The 20,851-nt window shown below is 56.4% G+C and carries 12 protein-coding genes; 3 read left to right on the top strand and 9 right to left on the bottom strand.

From position 1 onward, the window contains the following. Nucleotides 1-55: 55 nt before the first annotated feature. Nucleotides 56-3,892 carry an SIR2 family protein gene (locus CPY64_RS06445; protein WP_042479862.1) on the top strand — a complete coding sequence of 1,279 codons (3,837 nt, stop codon included), beginning with the start codon at nucleotides 56-58 and terminating at the stop codon, nucleotides 3,890-3,892. A 258-nt stretch (nucleotides 3,893-4,150) separates the two neighbouring features. On the opposite strand, the gene guaA is transcribed toward CPY64_RS06445, so the two are convergent. Further along, complete coding sequence (gene guaA / locus CPY64_RS06440) at nucleotides 4,151-5,737, bottom strand: glutamine-hydrolyzing GMP synthase (RefSeq protein WP_042479859.1); 1,587 nt, start codon at nucleotides 5,735-5,737, stop codon at nucleotides 4,151-4,153. Nucleotides 5,738-5,898: 161 nt separating this feature from the next. Here guaA and CPY64_RS06435 point away from each other — a divergent pair, with 161 nt between their 5' ends. After that, complete coding sequence (locus CPY64_RS06435) at nucleotides 5,899-6,789, top strand: alpha/beta fold hydrolase (RefSeq protein ID WP_080723663.1); 891 nt, start codon at nucleotides 5,899-5,901, stop codon at nucleotides 6,787-6,789. On the opposite strand, the gene CPY64_RS06430 is transcribed toward CPY64_RS06435, so the two are convergent. Beyond that, a complete protein-coding gene (locus CPY64_RS06430; protein ID WP_042479856.1) occupies nucleotides 6,786-7,592 on the bottom strand; it encodes an AraC family transcriptional regulator in 807 nt (268 codons plus the stop codon). The genes CPY64_RS06435 and CPY64_RS06430 overlap by 4 nt on opposite strands. Before the next feature lie 85 nt (nucleotides 7,593-7,677). On the opposite strand from CPY64_RS06430, the gene CPY64_RS06425 reads away from it, so the two are divergent. Continuing rightward, nucleotides 7,678-8,583 carry a DMT family transporter gene (locus CPY64_RS06425; RefSeq protein WP_042479854.1) on the top strand — a complete coding sequence of 302 codons (906 nt, stop codon included), beginning with the start codon at nucleotides 7,678-7,680 and terminating at the stop codon, nucleotides 8,581-8,583. A gap of 446 nt (nucleotides 8,584-9,029) precedes the next feature. Here the strand turns inward: CPY64_RS06425 and guaB are convergent, their stop codons facing one another. From guaB to CPY64_RS06390, 7 genes are all read right to left on the bottom strand, one after another. Further along, a complete protein-coding gene (gene guaB / locus CPY64_RS06420; protein ID WP_042479851.1) occupies nucleotides 9,030-10,490 on the bottom strand; it encodes an IMP dehydrogenase in 1,461 nt (486 codons plus the stop codon). A 43-nt stretch (nucleotides 10,491-10,533) separates the two neighbouring features. Beyond that, nucleotides 10,534-14,595 (bottom strand): phosphoribosylformylglycinamidine synthase, encoded by a 4,062-nt coding sequence (gene purL / locus CPY64_RS06415; RefSeq protein WP_042479850.1) that lies wholly within the window; start codon nucleotides 14,593-14,595, stop codon nucleotides 10,534-10,536. Between the two features lie 232 nt (nucleotides 14,596-14,827). Then, the gene (greB, locus tag CPY64_RS06410; protein WP_035268090.1) at nucleotides 14,828-15,421 is read right to left on the bottom strand and encodes a transcription elongation factor GreB; all 594 of its coding nucleotides are present in this window, start codon (nucleotides 15,419-15,421) and stop codon (nucleotides 14,828-14,830) included. Between the two features lie 17 nt (nucleotides 15,422-15,438). Continuing rightward, complete coding sequence (locus tag CPY64_RS06405; RefSeq protein ID WP_042479845.1) at nucleotides 15,439-16,287, bottom strand: 3',5'-nucleoside bisphosphate phosphatase; 849 nt, start codon at nucleotides 16,285-16,287, stop codon at nucleotides 15,439-15,441. A 6-nt stretch (nucleotides 16,288-16,293) separates the two neighbouring features. Next, nucleotides 16,294-17,190 carry an alpha/beta fold hydrolase gene (locus CPY64_RS06400; RefSeq protein WP_042479837.1) on the bottom strand — a complete coding sequence of 299 codons (897 nt, stop codon included), beginning with the start codon at nucleotides 17,188-17,190 and terminating at the stop codon, nucleotides 16,294-16,296. A 121-nt stretch (nucleotides 17,191-17,311) separates the two neighbouring features. After that, nucleotides 17,312-19,780: a DNA internalization-related competence protein ComEC/Rec2 gene (locus CPY64_RS06395; protein ID WP_042479833.1), complete on the bottom strand. Its 2,469-nt coding sequence runs from the start codon at nucleotides 19,778-19,780 to the stop codon at nucleotides 17,312-17,314. 198 nt (nucleotides 19,781-19,978) lie between these two features. Continuing rightward, the gene (locus tag CPY64_RS06390; protein ID WP_042479831.1) at nucleotides 19,979-20,812 is read right to left on the bottom strand and encodes a TatD family hydrolase; all 834 of its coding nucleotides are present in this window, start codon (nucleotides 20,810-20,812) and stop codon (nucleotides 19,979-19,981) included. Between the last annotated feature and the right edge of the window lie 39 nt (nucleotides 20,813-20,851).

Raw genomic sequence — 20,851 nt, 5'->3', positions numbered from 1 at the left:
AAGTTGGAGGAACGCCAGACTTTAGTAGTCTAAGATAAACAATGGAGACTAGAATTTGCGATTCTTAGCTGACGGACCATCAATCCCCGATGACCTCCTCCTGGCCAGAGATCAGGGCCGCGTAATTTTCTTCTGTGGTGCGGGAGTATCAAGAGCGCGCGCAAAACTCCCTGATTTCTTTGGCTTAGCTCGTAAGGTAGTTTCCAAGCTTGGCGTTGATCAAAACAGTCCAGCCTATAAACTTATCCAAGAAGCTCAGGAAATTGACCGACGCGTTGGCGTTCCCGGCGTTATATCGGCTGACCGTGTCTTCGGACTTCTGGAGAGAGACTTTGCCTCGCGTGACATTGAGGAGGCGGTAGCATCTGCGTTGAAGCCGTCAGCGGGATGTGATCTCACTGCACATAGAATTTTGCTCGACTTAGCGACCACGCCAGAGGGCGCTGTTCAATTGGTCACGACGAACTTCGACAGATTGTTTGACGACTGCGGTAGAAAACTTCCAACATGGCAACCGCCGAGGCTACCAAACCCTTTACACCAAAATGAGATCAATGGAGTAGTGTATCTTCATGGCCAATCCACGCCGAATTATACCGGCGCTGAGGGTGACGGATTTGTTCTCTCAAGCTCCGAATTTGGTCGTGCATATCTATCGGACGGATGGGCAACAACATTCATTCGTGAAATACTCAACAAGTATGTCGTTGTATTCGTTGGGTATACGGCTGACGATCCGCCCGTTCAATATCTCCTTGAAGCATTACGAAAAGCTTCAGGCAAGCTTGAGAACGCTTATGCTTTTCAGTCCGGTGACTACGATGGCGCTACTGCACGATGGCAGCACAAAGGTGTTGAAGCTATTCCCTATAGCCCTGATAACGAACACGCTGCTTTATGGCAATCCCTTGAAGCTTGGGCAGAGCGTGCTCGTGATCCTCATGATTGGTATGCAAAGGTTATTGACGCATCCAAGAAAGGGCCAGCTGCAGTTCAGCCGCATGAGCGGGGTCAAGTGGCACATATCATTTCCACGTATGAAGGTGTGAAGAAGTTCTGCGTCGGCGAAGTTCTTCCGCCTGCTGAATGGCTTTGTGTGTTCGACAAGTATCGCCGATTTGCAAAGCCGGGCAGTTCGGGCTCATTGGGCCACAAAGGACCCTATGTTGATCCGTTCGATCTATATGGCCTCGATTCAGACACCACGCCCAGCAAACCTGATCCTGAAGATCATTATGCTAAGCGCGAGGCTCCAACCAATGCGTGGGACGCTTTCGAACTTAATCGCCTTGATCGATCCTCAATCCGCGATGAAAATCTTGCCGGGTTTCGCGGGCATTGGGCTAACCATTCCCCACGTCTTGTCCCACGGATAGCTCAACTGGGAGTATGGTTAGCAAAGGTCTGCGACCAACCTGCCGCTGTGTGGTGGGCGGCTCATCAGCTGTCACTTAATCCGAGCATTCAAGAACACATTTCATGGGAGCTAGAGCGAAGCAATCGCCCCATCCACAAGGACATTCGCAACGCTTGGCGGTCGCTTTTTGAAGCTTGGAACTACGTCGAAGACTCCCACAGAGATTGGTACGCGTTGCAAACCGTCATTAAGACCGACGGATGGAGTAGCGCTGTCACTCGGCGACTTGAGGAGGTGCTTCGACCTCGTCTTTCTGCGGAGCCGGATTTCTGGGGTGGCCCAAAGCCGCCTGCACTGGTGCCAGATAGAGAGAACGGTGCTCGCTTGTTGCGGATGGACGTCAAATATCCTGAAACGCATGAAGCAGTTACGGTACCGGACAAGTGGTGTGCAATTGTCGTTAGAGTCCTGCGACAGAATCTTGAGCTGGCCCTTGCACTTGAGCACGAAATAGGAGGTTACGGCCTTAACAATATAAGCCCGATAGTTCAGGACAGTATCGAAGGTGCCGACTATCATCGAACGCACGGGCTTTCGGCCGCAGTTATCCGATTTGCCGAACTTTTCTCGCAACTGAGCAAAATCAATAGAGCAGCCGCTAAGCGCGAGTATTTGTCGTGGCCTACGGACGATGACACCATCTTCGCACGATTGCGAATATGGGCATCAGGAAAGCGAAGCGTCGTCTCAGATGATGACTTCGGGAAATTTATAGCGTCTTTGAGCGATGACGCATTCTGGAATAGCTATCATCAACGAGATCTTTTGTTGGTCCTCGCGAATCGATGGAAGAAACTCAGCGGTAAGTCTCGCAAACTAATCGAAGAAAAGCTGGTGATAGGCCCAAAGCGATGGCGGCGCGAGAAGATTGCAGCCTTCGATAGCAGACGAGCTTGGTCGATTCTAAATCGCATTCAGTGGCTTCAAAACTCAGAATGCAAGCTTTCAGCCAGCACCCGTAGACAAGCGAAGCTGCTCCGTGCTGCTGTACCCGACTGGAAAGAGGATTATGGCGGGAAGGCTGCTGAATCGTTGGAAGGTCGGACTGGATGGGTGAGGACTAATACCAGTCATGAGGAACTAGCGGAAACGCCCCTGTCACTAGTACTGCCGCGAGCTAAGGAACGTAGCGGTCGAGCAGACGATTTTCTCGTCGAGAACGATCCTTTTTCCGGCCTCGCTGCTCAACGCCCTGCGCGCGCTTTTGCTGCATTGACCTATGCAGCTAAACGAGGGAGTTTCCCAAATTGGGCATGGCAACGGTTCCTTAATTCAGAGGCACGGAAGAATGACAAGGCAAGATTAGCCTGGTTGATTGCCGAACGACTAGCTCGTTATCCAAATGCGCAGCTTGCAACGATCCTCCGCCCTGCGACCGACTGGCTGCAAGATGCTAGTGCGAAACTAAACAAAGACTGCCTTCCTGTTTTCGACCGCATTTTGAGGAAGCTGGCTGGCGTCCTCCGTGAATCGCCGAACGAAGGACGTTCGGGTATTGTTCGAGGTTCGAAGGAACCAGACTGGACGATGGAAGCGATTAATTCTCCTACGGGTAAGATCGCGCAGGCGCTTTTTAACGATCCCCGCAAGGATAATCTCAATCGAAATCAAGGCTTTCCTTCCGAATGGCTTATTCACGCTGAGGCCCTGTTGGCGCTTCCAAACGACTTGCGCAGACATGCGATTGTGATCTTGTTTCACAACCTCAACTGGTTTTTCGCTGTCGATCCGAAATGGACAGAACAATATTTGTTGCCTGCGCTTCAAGGTAACGACACGGACGACCGCGACGCAGCATGGTCGGGCTTCTTATGGGGGGCTAGTATTCCAAATCGAGAGCTCTATATGCGGTTGAAAAACGACATGCTGGAGTTCGCCGCTAATCCTCTCCCATCGCGCCGCTCATATGGTGAAATCATCGCAGGTATGATCCTTGCGGGGTGGGGAACTGTCGACAACGTCACCGGCGAGCGCTGTATCTCCAATGATGAGATGCGTAGCTTACTTTTGACGGTCGATGACGAGTTTCGTTCACGAGTACTATGGCAGGCTCAACGATGGTCTGACGAGAAGAACGAAAACTCACACGGGCGATGGGGAGGACAGCTTTCCGAACTGCTGCAGATTTGGCCGCGCCAACTGTCAGCCAGATCACCCAACACGTCGGCCCGCCTTTGCGAATTGGCTTTCTCCAGCGGCGATGAATTTCCGACCATAACCGCATTGATTTTGCCGCTCTTGGGCAAAATCGAGCGTGACCATTTGATGCTGCCAGAGCTTCGTCGATCCGGAGACAACATAGTAAGCCGGTACCCAGAACAGGCGCTGGCGCTACTTCATGCCGTTCTACCAGACAACGCGCTGGCATGGCCCTATGGCATGGAAGGGATGTTGAAACAAATTGGAGAGGCAAGCAGCGCACTAAATAGCGACGATAGGCTGGTTTCTCTGAAGCGACGATGGAACGCAAGGTGATGCACGATATGTCCCTATGGTGCGGGGCGAGACGGGGTGCGATCTTGATGCCATAAAAACTCAAGAACACCCCATGTCTTGTCAGGAATGGCCGATACTCTTCCCCGATACCATGCCAGCGTCATTCATCTAGCCATGGTATCGGCAATTTTTTCATGGCAAATCCTAAGCTTGTCATGAAAACACCATTGATGATGAGGTAGACGTAGTTATTGAAATTTTATTTTTACAACTAAATCAATAACTTATAAAGCACCCTCACTCCCACTCAATCGTCGCTGGCGGCTTGCTGCTGACGTCGTACGTTACACGGTTAATGCCGCGCACTTCGTTGATGATGCGGCCAGAGGTACGCTTGAGCAGCGAGTATGGCAGTTCAGCCCAGTCAGCCGTCATGAAGTCGGTGGTCTGCACTGCGCGCATAGCAACAACGTACTCATAGGTACGAGCGTCGCCCATCACGCCTACGCTCTTCACAGGCAGGAAGACGGTGAAGGCCTGGGAGGTCAGGTCGTACCAGTTCTTGCCGGTTTCTTCGTCAACCGTATTGCGCAGTTCTTCGATGAAGATGGCATCAGCTTGGCGCAGCAAGTCTGCGTATTCGCGCTTGATTTCACCCAGGATACGGACACCCAAGCCTGGGCCTGGGAAGGGGTGGCGGTAGACCATTGCTGGTGGCAAGCCCAGGGCTACGCCCAGTTTGCGCACTTCGTCCTTGAACAATTCACGCAAGGGTTCCAGCAGCTTCAGGTTCAGTGTGTCTGGCAGGCCGCCCACGTTGTGGTGGGATTTGATGCCAGTAGCTTTGCCGGATTTGGCAGCGGCGGATTCGATGACGTCCGGGTAGATTGTGCCTTGGGCCAACCAGCGGGCGTTGCTGAGCTTGGCGGCTTCTTCCTGGAAGATTTCCACGAATTCGCGGCCGATGATCTTGCGCTTGGCTTCTGGGTCGGTCACACCGGCCAGTTTGCCCAGGAAGCGGTCGGATGCGTCGATATGGATGATCTTCAAACCCATATTGTCAGCGAAGGTGCTCATGACTTGCTGGGCTTCATTCAGACGCAGCAAGCCGTGGTCCACGAATACGCAGGTCAGCTTCTCGCCGATAGCCTGGTGGATCAGAGCGGCAGCAACCGAGGAATCCACACCACCGGACAGAGCCAGAATGACCTCTTCGTCGCCGACTTGTTCGCGGATATTGGCAATAGCCTCTTGCACATAGTCGGGCATGTTCCAATCACCCACGCAGCCGCAGATGTCGCGCACAAAGCGCTCGAACAAGGCGCCGCCTTGGACAGTGTGGGTGACTTCGGGGTGGAACTGAACCGCGTAGAAGCCACGATCTTCATCAGCCATACCGGCTATGGGGCATGTTGGCGTGGAAGCCATCAGCTTGAAGCCGGGAGGCAAAGCGGTGACTTTATCGCCGTGGCTCATCCAGACTTTGAGCATGCCGTGGCCTTCTGCCGTAGCGAAATCCTGGATACCGTCCAGCAACTTGGTGTGGCCGTGGGCGCGCACTTCAGCGTAGCCAAATTCGCGCTTGTCCGAACCTTCGGTAACACCGCCCAGTTGGCGGGCCATGGCTTGCATGCCGTAGCAAATGCCCAGAACGGGTACGCCAGCGTCAAAAGCAGCGGCGGGAACTTGCAGAGCGTCTTCAGCGTAGACCGACGCGTGGCTGCCCGACAGAATGATCCCTTTCAGGCCTTCTTGGGAACGGATGAATTCATCGCTGACATCACCGGGGTGAATTTCACAGTAAGCACCGGCTTCGCGTACGCGACGCGCAATAAGCTGGGTGACCTGGGAGCCGTAATCAAGAATCAGAATTCGCTGGTGCATGAAAGTATCGAGCCAATAATAAAGCGGTAAAGGATCTATTTTACGCTGTGTAGCGCCGCTTAGGGAGTGGCTGAAATACTCCAGGCCGAAATTGTCCCGCATCACTGGCATTCATGCGGCAAGGCAGCTACAGTACATGCAGCCATTTTGGGAGTTTCAGCATGTCTTCGAGTCGTACCCCTCGTCCGAGCGAGCTTAATGAACACCATGAATCCCGACCTGCACAGGCCGCGCAACAACAAGGCGGCGGCAGCTACATCCCTGCTCCCGGCCCCTCCGGTGCCCGCTCGCACAGCTTTACCTATGAATGTCAGGAAGATACGGACGAAGTCTCCGACAGCCTGACCTTTGTGTTGGTTCACGGTGCTTGGCACGGTGGCTGGTGCTGGTCCAGACTGGCTGCCCGGCTACGGGCCAAGGGGCATAAAGTCTATACCCCCACACTGACAGGCCTGGGCGAACGCAGCCACTTGCTTAGCGCGGACATCACCCTGAACACCTTTGTAGATGATGTCGCTAATTTGATACGTTGGGAGGAACTCTCCAACGTGGTTCTGGTGGGCCACAGCTTTGGAGGACTGGTCATTAGCGGAGTCGCCGACGTCATGCCACGCTGCATTCAACAACTGATCTACCTGGACGCCTTTATCCTGCCCAGCGGCACCAGCACCTTCGACACCCTGCCGGAAAAGATTGTCGACAGCATGGTGACCTCTGCCGGGAAAAGCGCCGTTCCTGCCGTCCCCCCTCCTCCACTAAGTGCACTGGGCCTGCATGCCACAGAAGATCTGCACTTTGTCGGTAACCGCCTGACACCACAGCCGCTTAGCGTCTACCGCTCTTCCCTGCGCTTACAGAACCCCGTCATCGGCAATGGCCGCCCTTGCTCCTATATCTCCTGCACACAGCCTACGTTCAGAGGGGTGGATACCTCGCGCGAATGGGCCCGTCAGCAGAAAGACTGGGAATTCCGAGAGTTGGAAAGTGGGCACTGCGCGTTGATGACACACCCCGACATGCTGGCCCGGCTTTTACTGGAGCTAGCGGACTAAACTGCGTCGCCCGCGCTGTCTTTAGAGCGATAAAACTCTCTGGGAGTGACCCCAAAATGCCGCCGGAACACGGCGGCATATGCGCTTTGACTGGCATAGCCATGTTGTAAAGCCACTTGCACGACAGGCTCACCGGCGGCCAAACCTTCTAGAGACCCCAGCAAGCGAGCGAATTGACGCCATTGCCCAAAGCTGATGCCGGTATGACGACGAAACAGGCGATGGAAAGTTTTGACGCTCATGGCCAGTTGCTTGGCCCAGGCATTTGCATCCCTATCATCATCAGGGCTGGCCTCCAGATGTCGACACACCAATAGCAAGCGCGGCTCTTCGGGCCAGGGCAGATGAAACGGCAATACAGGCAGCTCGCGCAATTCATCCAGCAATAAGCGCATCAAGCGGCCATCACGACTGTCTTGCGCATACACCAAAGGAATTCGACTGGCCTCCAGAATCAGCTCTCGTAGCAAAGGGCTGACATCCAGCACACAGTTACGCGCTGGCAAGCCCGGAGCGGCATCCTCATCCACAAAGATCGTGCGCATTTTGACCTGTCCGCGCATGCGAACCGTATGAGGTCGCCCCGGTTGCAGCCAAACGCCACGACTGGGAGGCACCACCCAGCGTCCTTCCTGGGCGTCGATCACCATCACCCCTTGCACGGCGTACAAAAACTGCGCCCGTACATGCTGGTGCTCTTGAATAAGATGGCCGTCCGGATAATCTGCCGCCAAACCACTAATGGGCATCTTGGCCAGCTCGACAGGGATATGAATAAGAGGATCAAGCACAAGCTGTCCCATTTGCGCTAATTCAAGTCAGTTTAGCGAAAGACAGGCAAGCCGGTCTACAGCGAGCATACGTCTTCCTTATTGATGGATGCTTCCAATGCGCAACTACGCCTATCCGCTGGTGACCATGCTGCTCTGGTCCGGCAATGTAATTGTTTCCAAAATGGCGCACGGCCTGATCGCCGCACCTGCCATGAGTTTTTATCGAGTCGTGCTGGCGCTGGCCATCATGAGCCTGTTTGCCGCTCGCCCTGTCTGGCGACACTGGCACTCGATCCGCCCCCAACTGCCCAAACTGCTGTTTCTGGGATTTCTGAGCATGGCGTTTTATCAATGCCTGTCTTACTGGGCAGCTGCCAGTACCAGCGCCACCAATATGGCCGTGATTACCGCACTGACACCCCTACTAACCCTGTTGACCACACGTTTGCTGCTGCCAGGCTCTGGCCCTCGCGGCATGCTGCCCGGCGCCCTGCTGGCCTTGTTTGGAACAGTCTGGTTGATTAGCGGCGGCCATCCTCTGCAACTGCTAAGCCAAGGAGTCCGCTCTGGCGACTTGCTGATGCTGACAGCGGCATTAAGCTACGCCTTTTACAGCGTCTTTTTGAAGAAATGGCATATCACTGTGCCAGCCTGGCAATCGACCTATCTTCAAGCCTGGGGAGCCTTGATCACCCTGCTGCCCGTCTTCTTCTGGCTACCGGCTGAACAAACTCAATTGAATGAGCAAACAGTCCCCCTGATCCTGTACGCAGGCATCCTGGCCTCCGTCCTGCTGCCCTACTGCTGGATCCAAGGCATCACACGCTTGGGCCCGGCCCGATGCAGCCTGTTCCTGAACATCCTGCCCTTCATGACCGCCATGCTGGCCATCCCATTGCTGGGCGAACAACTGGGCGCACACCATGTGAGCGGTGGATTGCTGACCCTGGCTGGGGTGATTCTTGCTCAATGGCCACCTCAACAATGGCTTTTCAAAACCAAAGCAGCCCCTGCTAAATAAGAAATATGGGAGTTTTATATCCAACTCCTGCTATGAACTGATTTGCCAGCTATCGGCCATTAGTTTGTGAGTTAACGAGTGATGAACTAATGAACTGAATAGCTGAATCTGAGCCTCTTGCGGCGTGGGTGGGGACGCGGGGCGAGTCAGACTGCTTGCCGCGGGCGGTGTCGGAATACGGGATGCAAGCACTCTGCTGTTTGAACCCGACGCTTGTGATTGGTCCGGGGGACCAATCACCGGGTGAGTTCAGAGTGCGCCCGTATCCCGACACCGCCAAGGACACCGGTGCGCAGCACCGGCAAGCGGTCCGCCCCACGCCCCCACCCAGGCCGCAAGAGGCGTCTATCCTGGGACCACCCCCTACCCCACAATACAAAGGCGGAAACAAAAAAACCGCCAACCCAAAGGCTGGCGGTTTCTGGCATGCAAGAGACTGGCTAAGATCAGTCAGCGCGGTAGTTAGGCGCTTCCTTGGTGATCTGCACATCATGCACGTGGGACTCACGTACACCCGCAGCCGTAATTTCCACGAACTCAGCCTTGGAGTGCAATTCCTCGATGGATTTGCAACCGCAGTAGCCCATGGAAGCACGGATGCCGCCAACCAGTTGGTAAATAATGGCAATAACACTGCCCTTGTAGGGCACGCGGCCTTCAATACCTTCTGGAACCAGCTTGTCAGCGTTGTTCGAAGGATCCTGGAAGTAGCGGTCAGCCGAACCATCGACCATAGCGCCCAAGCTACCCATACCGCGGTAGGACTTGTACGAACGGCCCTGGAACAGCACAACTTCACCCGGAGACTCTTCGGTACCGGCAAACATACCGCCCATCATGCAAGCGGAAGCGCCAGCGGCCAAAGCCTTGGACACGTCGCCGGAGAAGCGGATACCGCCGTCAGCGATCAAAGGTACGCCCGTACCTTCCAATGCCTTGGCAACGTCAGCAATTGCTGTAATTTGAGGGACACCCACACCGGCCACGATACGAGTCGTACAAATAGAGCCAGGGCCGATACCGACCTTGACGCAATCTGCACCGGCCTCGACCAGAGCACGAGCGGCATCAGCGGTAGCAATGTTGCCGCCAATGACCTGAATGCGAGGGAAATTCTTCTTGACCCAGCGAACGCGCTCGATAACACCACGGGAGTGACCGTGGGCAGTGTCCACCACCACCACGTCCACACCGGCTGAGGCCAGTTTCTCGACACGTTCTTCAGTACCGTCACCTACACCAACTGCAGCGCCAACGCGCAGCTGACCGTGGCTGTCTTTGCTGGCCAGAGGGTGCTCGGTGTTTTTGACAATATCCTTCACCGTTGCCAGACCACGCAGCTGGAACTGATCGTTCACGATCAGCACGCGCTCCAAGCGGTGGCGGTGCATCAGGGCCTGGGCTTCGTCCAGCGTCGCGCCTTCGTGCATGGTGATCAGACGCTCTTGAGGCGTCATGACATCACGCAAAGGCAGATCCAGGCGGTCTTCAAAGCGCAGATCGCGGTTGGTAACAATACCCACCAGCTTGCCGGCTTCCACCACAGGCAGACCGGAAATACCGTGTTGACGCTGCAGGTTGATGGCATCGCGCACCTTCATGGTGGGCGTAACAGTAACCGGATCAATCACGATACCGAACTCGTGACGCTTCACACGTGCAACTTCACGTGCTTGAGCATCTGCCGTCAGGTTCTTGTGGATGATCCCGATACCGCCTTCCTGTGCCATGGCAATAGCCAGACGCGCTTCGGTGACCGTGTCCATGGCAGCCGAAACCAGCGGGATATTCAGGGTGATGTCCCGCGTAAAGCGGGTGAGCAAGGATGTATCGCGAGGCAGAACCTCGGAGTAAGCGGGAACCAACAACACATCGTCGAAGGTCAGTGCTTTCTTGATGAGACGCATGCTTTTATAACTCCGTCCAAAAATCGATTATACGCGTAAGCAATTACGCAATCCAGACCCGAGCGTTGCGAAACATCCGCATCCAGGGAGTAAATCCACCATTTGCCATCTGATCAGCACCCTGATCGGCGGCGCCCCACTGCTCTGGCGTCCAGGACATCATGACGTTGCGCGTCACACGTTCCGGGTGAGGCATCATGATGGTGAAGCGGCCATCTGCCGTGGTGACACCCGTCAAACCGTAAGGGCTGCCGTTGGGGTTCAGCGGGTATTGCTCGGTGCGCTGACCGCGGTGATCCACAAAATGAACTGCAGCCGCTACCTTGGATGCATCGCCCTGACGCTGGAAGTTCGCAAAGCCTTCACCGTGAGCCACGGCTACTGGCAGGCGTGTCCCTTCCATACCCTTGAAGAACAAGGATGGCGAAGCGGCGATTTCTACACTGGAGAAACGAGCCTCGTATTTTTCCGACTGGTTACGGGTAAAGCGTGGCCAGAATTCTGCACCTGGAATCATGGGAGCCAAAGCGGCCATCATCTGGCAACCATTACAAATACCCAGACCGAAGGTATCGCTGCGACCGAAGAAAGCAGCAAACTGATCCGACAACTGGTTGTTGAAACGTATGGTCTTGGCCCAGCCTTCACCGGCGCCCAGAACGTCGCCGTAGCTGAAACCACCCACGGCCACCATGCCCTGCATGCCTTCCAGCGATGCGCGACCCGACAGCAAATCGGTCATGTGTACGTCCACGGCCTCAAAACCAGCAGTATCAAAGGCCCAGGCCATTTCCACCTGACTGTTGCAACCCTGTTCGCGCAAGATGGCAACGCGTGGGCGTTTGCCGGTAGCGATGAAGGGAGCAGCAATATCTTCTTGCGGGTTGAACATGACACGCGGCGAGATGCCTGGATCTTGCACGTCTTCCCAGCGATCGAATTCAGCCTGTGCGCAAGCGGGGTTATCGCGACGCTCCATGATACGGCGGCTAACTTCGCTCCACTGTTGTGCCAGTTCCACACGAGGGGCTTGGTAAATGCAAGCACCATCGCGATAGAACTCGACCTGATCAGTCTTGTTCAGACTACCAATCACATGGGAGTGAGCCGACAAACCTGCTTCACGCAGAGTTTGCATGACCTGATCACGCTGGGCCAATGGCACCTGGATAACAGCACCAGCCTCTTCGTTGAACAAGGCGCGCAAGGTGATTTCATCACGCTGCACGGAAACCTGTTCGGCACGAATCTTGTAATCGCCCCAATCGGCAGCATGAGGGTCGATGGTCAGCATGTCCAGATTCACGGACACGCCGGTGTGACCGGCAAAAGCCATTTCGGCTACGGTCGCGGCCAGACCACCGTCGGAACGGTCGTGGTAGGCCAGGATAAGATCCTGGTCGGCCAATTGGCGAATCACCTTCACAAAAGCCAGCATGGCTTCGGCGTCCTGCATATCGGGCACGGACTGGCCAACCTGATTGAAAGCGTGAGCCAACACAGAAGCGCCCATACGCTGTTTGCCCTGCCCCAGATCAATCAAGACCAGAGCGGTATCGCCCACATTGGTTTGCAGTTGGGGGGTCAAGGTGCGGCGCACATCGGCCACTTGAGCAAAAGCGGTCACCACCAGGGAAACTGGCGAAATCACCTGACGGGACTCACCGTCCTGCTCCCAGCTGGTACGCATGGACAGGGAGTCCTTGCCCACAGGAATGGACAGGCCCAGGCTCTGGCACCACTGGCTGACAGCCTGAACCGTGTCGAACAAGGCAGCGTCCTGGCCATCCACGCCGCAAGCGGCCATCCAGTTGGCGGACAATTTGACGTCTTTCAGGTCACGCACATCACTGGCGACCAGGTTGGTCAGGGCTTCAGCCACAGCCATACGGCCGGAGGCAGCAGCGTCAATCATGGCGCTAGGGCTACGTTCGCCCATGGACATGGCTTCGCCGCGCACGCCTTCAAAATCAGCCAAAGTAACGGCGCAGTCGGCCACAGGCACTTGCCAAGGGCCAACCATCTGATCACGACTGCACAGGCCACCCACGCTGCGGTCGCCAATGCTGATCAGGAAAGTCTTGTTGGCCACAGTGGGGTGACGCAGCACCCGGTGCATGGCTTCGGTCAACGGAATAACGGTCAGGTCCAGCGGTTCGGCCACGCCGTCCAGACGCTTGACGTCGCGTTCCATGCGTGGGGCTTTACCCAGAATCACATCCATAGGCACGTCAACAGGACGTTCCTCGATGCTCTTGGGGGTGTGCACTTCGTCCACGCCAGGCAGGCCTTCGCCGAAAGTCACGCGCAATTGGCGCGCTTCAGTCGCCACACCCACGACGGCAAAGGGGCAGCGCTCGCGCTGAGCAATGCGCTCAAAACGCGGCAGATCCTTGGGCAGAATGGCCAGGACGTAACGCTCCTGGGATTCGTTGGACCAGATTTCAGCAGGCGACAGACCCGACTCTTCCAGAGGAACGCGAGTCAGTTCAAAAATAGCGCCACGCTCGGCATCGTTCACCAACTCAGGGAATGCGTTGGATAGACCACCCGCCCCCACGTCGTGGATGGCAATAATGGGGTTATTCTCGCCCTGCTGCCAGCAGCGGTCGATCACTTCCTGGGCACGGCGTTCCATCTCCGGGTTACCACGCTGCACGGAGTCAAAGTCCAGTTCGGCGCGGTTGGCCCCCACGCCCATACTGGACGCAGCACCACCACCCATACCAATACGCATGCCGGGACCGCCCAGCTGAATCAGCAAGGCGCCCACTGGCAGAGGATCTTTGTGAGTCAGGCGATCGTCAATCGAACCCAGACCACCGGCAATCATGATGGGCTTGTGGTAGCCCCAGCGCTGATCGCCAGCCGTTTGTTCAAAAGTACGGAAGTAACCCAGCAGGTTGGGACGACCAAATTCGTTATTGAAGGCAGCACCACCAATCGGGCCTTCAATCATGATGTCCAGCGGGCTGGCGATACGGTCAGGAATGCCGTGGGAGTCTTTTTCCCAGGGTTCCATTTGCTCAGGGAAGCACAGATTGGACACGGTAAAGCCGGTCAAACCTGCTTTGGGCTTGGAACCACGGCCTGTTGCGCCTTCGTCGCGAATCTCGCCACCGGCGCCGGTAGATGCACCGGGGAAAGGAGCAATTGCGGTTGGGTGGTTATGAGTTTCCACCTTCATCAAGGTGTGAACCAGTGCTTCGTGGCGCTGATACACAGGCTCGTTGGCCTGATCATCAATACCGGCATGGAACAGAGTAGCGGGGCCGCCCGTCATGATGGCGGCGTTATCCGCATAAGCCACCACGGTATTTTCAGGTTGAGCCGCGTGGGTTTCGCGAATCATGCCAAACAAGGTCTTGCCCTGGTTTTGACCGTCAATTACCCACTGTGCGTTAAAAATCTTGTGACGACAGTGTTCGCTATTGGCTTGCGCGAACATCATCAATTCCACATCGTGCGGGTTACGACCCAGACGTGTGAAGGCCTCCATCAGGTATTCAATTTCGTCCTCGGACAGCGCCAGACCCATTTCCTCATTGGCCTGCTTCAAGGTCGCCACGCCACCGCCCAGAACATCCACGGTCTGGATGGGCTTGCCTTCCAGTTGGGTGAACAGCGCCTGACCGTCAAAGTCCAAACCAACCACGGTTTCGGTCATGCGGTCGTGCAGCAAGGCAGCCAGTTGCTCCAGCTGAGCCTGATCCAGTTCCTTGGCACCCAGCAAGCCACGCTTAGGGGTGATGATGTAACGCACGCCACGCTCGATACGACGTACCGCTTGCAAGCCACAGTTATGGGCGATGTCAGTCGCTTTACTGGCCCAGGGTGACACGGTCCCCAAACGAGGAATGACACGCAGAACCAAGGCGCCTTTAGGCGGCTGAGGGTCCAGCGCAGGCAGACCATCGTCCAGCAGGTCGCTGAGGTGCTGACGCGCACTGGCATCCAGGCCGGACTCTTCAGTCCAGACATAGTATTCGTGCAAGGCAAGAATGTCGGCAACAGGCAGTTGACGCTGCTCAACACGCTCTAGCAAACGCTCACGACGAAATGCGGAGAGCACGGACGAACCGGGAAAGTACAGGATTTGGCTCACGATACGGGAGGGGCAAAAAAGGTGGGAGAAATAGAAAACACGCCATTTTAACCGGAAGCGACACAAGAGGTCACATCGGTAAATGGCGTGCACAAAAAGGGAAAATTCAGTTCAAACAACGGGGCCGCAAGCGGGGCTGGAGACACAGCAAACCCGGCAAGCTCGACAAGACGTCTTGAGGGGCCGGAGCGATTGGCGCCCCGTAATCTCCAATACGGACCCGGTACGGCGTTCAAATCGGGCTGTCTCCATCCAGATCCGGAGCTGGCGCGGGCTCGGGATAGGACACTTCCAGAATATCCAGCTCTTCCTTGCCGGCGGGGGTGCGCAGCACCACGGTGTCGCCTTCACGCGCCTTGATCAAGGCCCGGGCCACCGGCGAAATCCAGCTGATACGGCCTTGCAAGGGTTCGGCCTCGTCCACGCCCACAATAGTAATGGTGAATTCTTCACCCTGGCTGTCGCTATAAACAACAGTTGCACCAAAAAACACTTGATCGGGGTTGGGCTGCAAGCCGGGATCGACCACTTCGGCAATTTCCAGACGCTTGGTCAGGAAGCGGATACGGCGGTCAATTTCCCGCAGGCGTTTCTTACCGTACAGATAATCGCCATTCTCGGAGCGGTCACCATTGGAAGCGGCCCACGAGACGATCTGCACGACCTCGGGACGTTCCTTGTTCATTAAATGGGTCAGCTCGCCACGCAAACGGCGATAACCCAGGACCGTCATGTAATTCTTGGTGCCACTGGGCAACGCACTGGCCGGTGCGTCCAGATCGTCATCGTCGTCCTGATCGGACTCTTTCACAAAGGCTTTATTCATAGTTTTCAAGGCTCCTGCTAGAGCCACTCCTGCCAAACGGGTTTCAATCCCGAGGGCAAAGGCGGCAGACCGCCTAAATCCACACGCCCTTCGCTGGGACCATGAAAATCCGAACCGCAGGACACCTCAAAACCATAGCTGCGCGCTACCTGGGTATACACGCTGTATTCCTGCGGAGTGTGACTGCCCGTCAGCACTTCAATCCCCACTCCACCCAATTCCAGAAACTGGGTGTACAAGGCATGGCTGCGGGTGCCGTCCAATTCGTAACGTCCGGGGTGGGCAATAATCGCCTTGCCGCCGGATTCACGTATCCAACCCACCGCTTCTTCCAGGCTGGCCCAGACTGTTTCCACGGCGGCGGGCCTGCCGTCCGCCAGATAGCGGCGAAAGGCCTCATTCATATCGGCGCAATACCCTTGCTGCACCAGAAAACGGGCAAAGTGCGTGCGGCTGATCAATTCCGGATTGGCAGCAAAAGGAACAGCGCCTTCGTAAGCATTGGGGAAACCTAGTTCCGCTAAACGTTCGCTCATCTGACGAGCACGTTGCTCGCGCCCGGCGCGCACCTCGTGCAGCGCTTGTTGCAAGGCAGAATGGTCCGGATCTACGCCCAGACCCACAATATGAATGGTTTTCTTCGCCCAGGTGACGGAAATTTCCACCCCGTCCACAAAGCGCATGCCCAGGTCCTCGGCATGCTGCCGGGCCTGTTTCAAACCGCCAATTTCATCATGATCCGTCAGGGCCCACAGCTTCACCCCGTTAGCATGCGCACGCGCGGCCAGCTCCGCGGGACTGAGCACGCCATCTGAATAAATGGAATGGCAATGCAAATCAACGGGCAAGCGGGCCTGAACACTCATAGGGGGCTATCCAGCAAGAAAGTAGTCGATGTGGTCGATTTGCTCGGCATTACGCAGCATGGGCGCATGGCCCACATTGGGAATGGTCACCAGTTGCGAGTTGGGATTGCGCTGCAACATTTCCTGAACGACCTCTGCCGTCAAGAGATCCGACTGCTGCCCGCGCACAATCAGAACCTTGTCCGGCAAGCCTTCATAGGCAGCCCACAACAAAGCCTGTGCAGCCTCCAGATCCACATCTGCCTGCTGAGCAAAGGCTTGCGACAGGCGCAAATCGTAATGGCGACGCCATTTGCCTTCGTGTTCCACAAATACATGACGGGACATATCCGCCCACTCCTCGGCGGAGTGCTCTCCGAAGGAAGCCGAGACAGAACGCACATATTCCACCGCCTGCTCGAAGGTATCAAACAGCACGGACTGGCCAACGTACTCGCTGATGCGCTGCAGGCCTGTCATATCCAGCGCGGGGCCTACATCGTTCAAAACAACACGCCCCAAAGGCAACTGCAAGGGCTCGGCACCCAGACCTGGACCGGGACGAGCCGGACGCAGCAAGGCTGACATCGCCTGCCCCCCTTGCAAGCCCAAGGCAATCAAACCGCCCATGGACGTGCCCACCCAATCCAGCCGTGCTGGCTGCAAACGGGCAATCAGCACCAGCATGTCGGCAACGTATTGAGGGATGGCGTAAGCGGACGGATCAATCAGCCAATCAGAGCGGCCACGTCCAACAATATCAGGGGCGACCACGCGGTAGCGCTTGGACAGGCGCTGGGCCAATTGATCAAAATCCCGGCCTGTACGCGTCAAACCATGCACGCACATCAAGACCTGGTCGTTAGTTGGATCGCCCCACTCCCAGTACGCCATGCGGTGCGTGCCGGATGCACTGGCACACATAACCCAATTAAGGCGCGGCTCCTGAAGATCAGTTGTCATGAACGCTCAGACCAGAATTTGACAGATAAAGGACTATTGTAGCCCAGCCCGAGGGCTTTACTGTGCCGTTTCTGTCCTGCCGTCAGGGTGGTGCCGGGGGCTGCCAGTAACGGGCGTAACGGTCCCGCTCTCCAAAGTAATACAGGGCCGAGGGGCGTGACTCCACCGTCAAGGCGCCCCATTGATCAGTGCGCAGAAATAAAGCACCGGAGCGTTCCCAACGAGCTTGTACCAGTGGATGCGGATGGCTGAAACGGTTCCACCAGCCCAATTGAGCGATGGCCAAGCCTGCCTGTATGTGTTTGACAAAATGCGCCCCCGAAGAAGTCCGGGAGCCGTGATGCCCAACCACCACCACGTCGATAGGCCCCAAACCTGCTGCCACAATGGCCTGCTCTTGTGCCACACCCGCATCACCCAAAAGCAGCGCGCTGTGTCGGGCACCTTGAACTTCCAGCACGCAGCTAATGGCGTTTTTATCTTCCTCGCGACCATAGACGGCCTTGAAGCTGGCCTCATCTGCGGGCGGCCACCAGAACCGGAAACGTACGCCGTCTACCTCCCAGCTCACATCCTGCTCGCAGCGCAAGGCTTGTGCCGGGCGAGTCGTGGAACCAGTTGCCAACCCCAGCAAACGCTCTTCCCGATTCAAATGGGCGTCCAGGTCAAAGCTGCTATAGGAGCGGCTCACGGGCACCGCCTGCAACACACTGCGCGTCCCGCCCACATGGTCCATATCGGCATGAGACAGCACCAAGGTGTCTATCTGCCCTATTCCCTTGGCTTTCAACCAGGGTGCAATGCTGCGCTTGCCCTCATCAGAATCAGGACCGTAGCGGTTTCCTACATCGAACAACAACACCTGATTACGCGTACGCAGCACCACCGCACTGCCCTGACCTATATCCAAGGCAAACAAGTCCCAGTCCCCTTCCTGTAACAAGGAAGGTCGTAAAGCCAAAGCAGGCACCAGCAGAGACAGGCCGCTCAAACGGGACACAAAACCTTTAGGCAAGAGCAACAACAACACTCCCAGCAAAGCCAGAACTGTCCAGGCCCAATGCTGGGCAGGCACCGGCATACTGGCAAGGCTATGCTCCGCCAACCAGACCGTAGGCTGCATGGTGAAGTCCAATACGGTATGAGCAAGATAGGCGACAGACTCGCACCAGACCGGCGGAGCCTGCAATGCCGCCAAAATCAGCAAGAGCAACACCAAAGGCGTCACAACCGAGCCAATCAAGGTGATGGCGTAGGCATTCGCGGGCAAAGAGGCCAAGGATATTTCATGGAACAAGGGGGCCAGTGCAGGTAATAAGGCCAAGGTAATCAGGACCTGCAACTGAGTTGCAAACCAGACCCGCCGCCCCCAGCGCTGCCACCAAGACCCCGGCTGCGGCACCTGCCCCATCAAGGAGCCAAAGGCGAACAAAACCGAGACAGCGGCAAAAGAAAGATAAAAGCCGGTCGTCAGCCCCGCCCAAGGATCGTGTAAAACCACACACATAGCGGCAATCAGTAAAGTCCGGCTGGCCCCCAAATGCAAACCCCGAATACGGCAGACACCCAGCACCAGCAACATTAAAAAAGTGCGCTGGGCAGGAACACCCCAGCCTGCGACGACACAGTAAGCGCCCGCCCCGGCAATACCTACCCAAGTCGCGGCGACCTGGGCGGGAATCTGCTCGGCCAATACCCAGCGCCCCCAGCGGATACGTCGCCAGCACCAGGACACCCAGGCAGCCAACAACACGGCCAGGAACGTAACGTGCGTGCCGCTGATGGAGACCAGGTGCGTCAGGCCACTGCGATTGAAGATCAGCCAGTCCGATGCGGCGATACTGGCTTGATCACCCAAGGACAAAGCCAGCATCACCCCGCCCCAGCGTCGTTCCTGTACGTAGGGCATCAAGACGCTGCGCAAATGATGACGCAGACGCTCCGTCCACGTGGGCCAGGACTGCGCCGGATCGAAGTCTACTTGTTGTGGCTGACCCCGAACGCTGCCCACGGCCCGCCAGCCTTGAATGATGGCATGACGTTCTGCATCAAAGCCGTGCGGGTTACGGGTCCCTTGAGGTGGGCGCACCAATAAGGACATACGCCAGCGTTGACCAGGCATCAATTCCGGAAAGTTCTGTACAGCCGGCTCACGGTATAGAGAACGATGGCCTTGAGCGGCAGTCCAGCGAACCAGAATCTGCTCAGGCAAACCAGGCGGCTGAGAGTTCAGGACTCGAGCCTGAAACTGTCTGTAATTCGGCCCGGCCTGCACCAGGGATTGAATCTCCAGTTCCACGCGACTGACTTTATTGATGTCGGCGACCGGGACGGATTGAGCCAGCCGGTCTTGTATATGCCAAACGCTGTAACCCGCTCCCAAGCAGGCAAAGACCAGAACATAAGCAAAAGAGAAACGCTGTGCCAGCAAGATGCTCAAAACAGCAGCACCCAGCCACGGCCAAACAGGCAGGGCCAGATAGGAAGGTTTCAGGAAATGGGTGAATGTGGCTGCGGCCACAAAAGCGGCTAAACATGCGCGCCCTAGCATGGGCTCTGCCCTGCCATCGCGACCTCCACGCAAATCTATAGCGTAGAGTTCAGGGCTGCTTTAAAGAGTCAGCAAAAGGACACGTTGCTCACATCGGCTTGTACCGATAGGCAAGAAGATCCTCTTAGCTCAAAGATGGGTCGTGTGAAAAGGCACAGGAAAAAGCAGTCCCGATAAGCTCAAAAAACCGAACCCTAGCTAATACCCCTGGCTAGACAAAAACGCATCCAGCCTTGGCAAGACTCGTCGTGCCGTGGCACCGGTCTGGCTAATGACATCAGCCACGTCCATCCCCCGCAGCTCCGCAAGACTTTCCGCGACTCCCTTCACTTCGGCCGGCTCATTACGAACCGAGGCCAGTGGTGTTCCCGGCTCTACCAGCCAGGACGGTGCCAAATCCGGCGCATCGGTCTCCAGCACCATATCGGCAAGACTCATGTCCTGTGCCAGCCTGCGAATCTGCTTGGCTCGGCCAAAGGTCATGGCCCCACCAAAACCCAGCGCACAGCCCTGACGCATAAACATCTGTGCCTGCTGCTCGCTACCGTTAAAAGCATGGGCGATTCCGCCGACTCCCGGAAACTGCCGAAGATATTTCAGTACCCGATCCTGGGAGCGGCGCACATGCAGAAGTACAGGCAAGCCATGGCGCTGCGCCATAGCCAATTGGGCCTCATACAGCCACTCCTGATGGCGGCTGGCCTCGTCGGTTTTCAGCGCTGGCACAAAGTAATCCAGACCGATTTCACCCAGAGCAACAAAACGCGGATCATCCAGCCGCAGCTGGATTTCCTGCTCCAGGGCTTCCAGATCTGCCTCACCCGCCTTGGGTGTAAACAAGGGGTGGATACCTAGCGCATACACACCACCGGGCGCAGCCTTGGCGGTCTCGCGGGCAGCCTGAAAATCGAATACACCGACGGACGGCACCACAATCGAACGTACACCTGCCGCGCGGGCGCGCTCAATGACCTGCTCGCGATCTGAAGCAAATTCGGGAGCATCCAGATGACAGTGCGTATCAATAAGCATAATGAAACTCCCCACAAGAACCGGCCTGCAAAGGAGAAG

Source organism: Alcaligenes faecalis, from assembly GCF_002443155.1.
Lineage (GTDB): Bacteria > Pseudomonadota > Gammaproteobacteria > Burkholderiales > Burkholderiaceae_B > Alcaligenes > Alcaligenes faecalis.
Note: the sequence above shows the minus strand (reverse complement) of the source record. Positions and strands in the feature narration are given on the sequence as shown.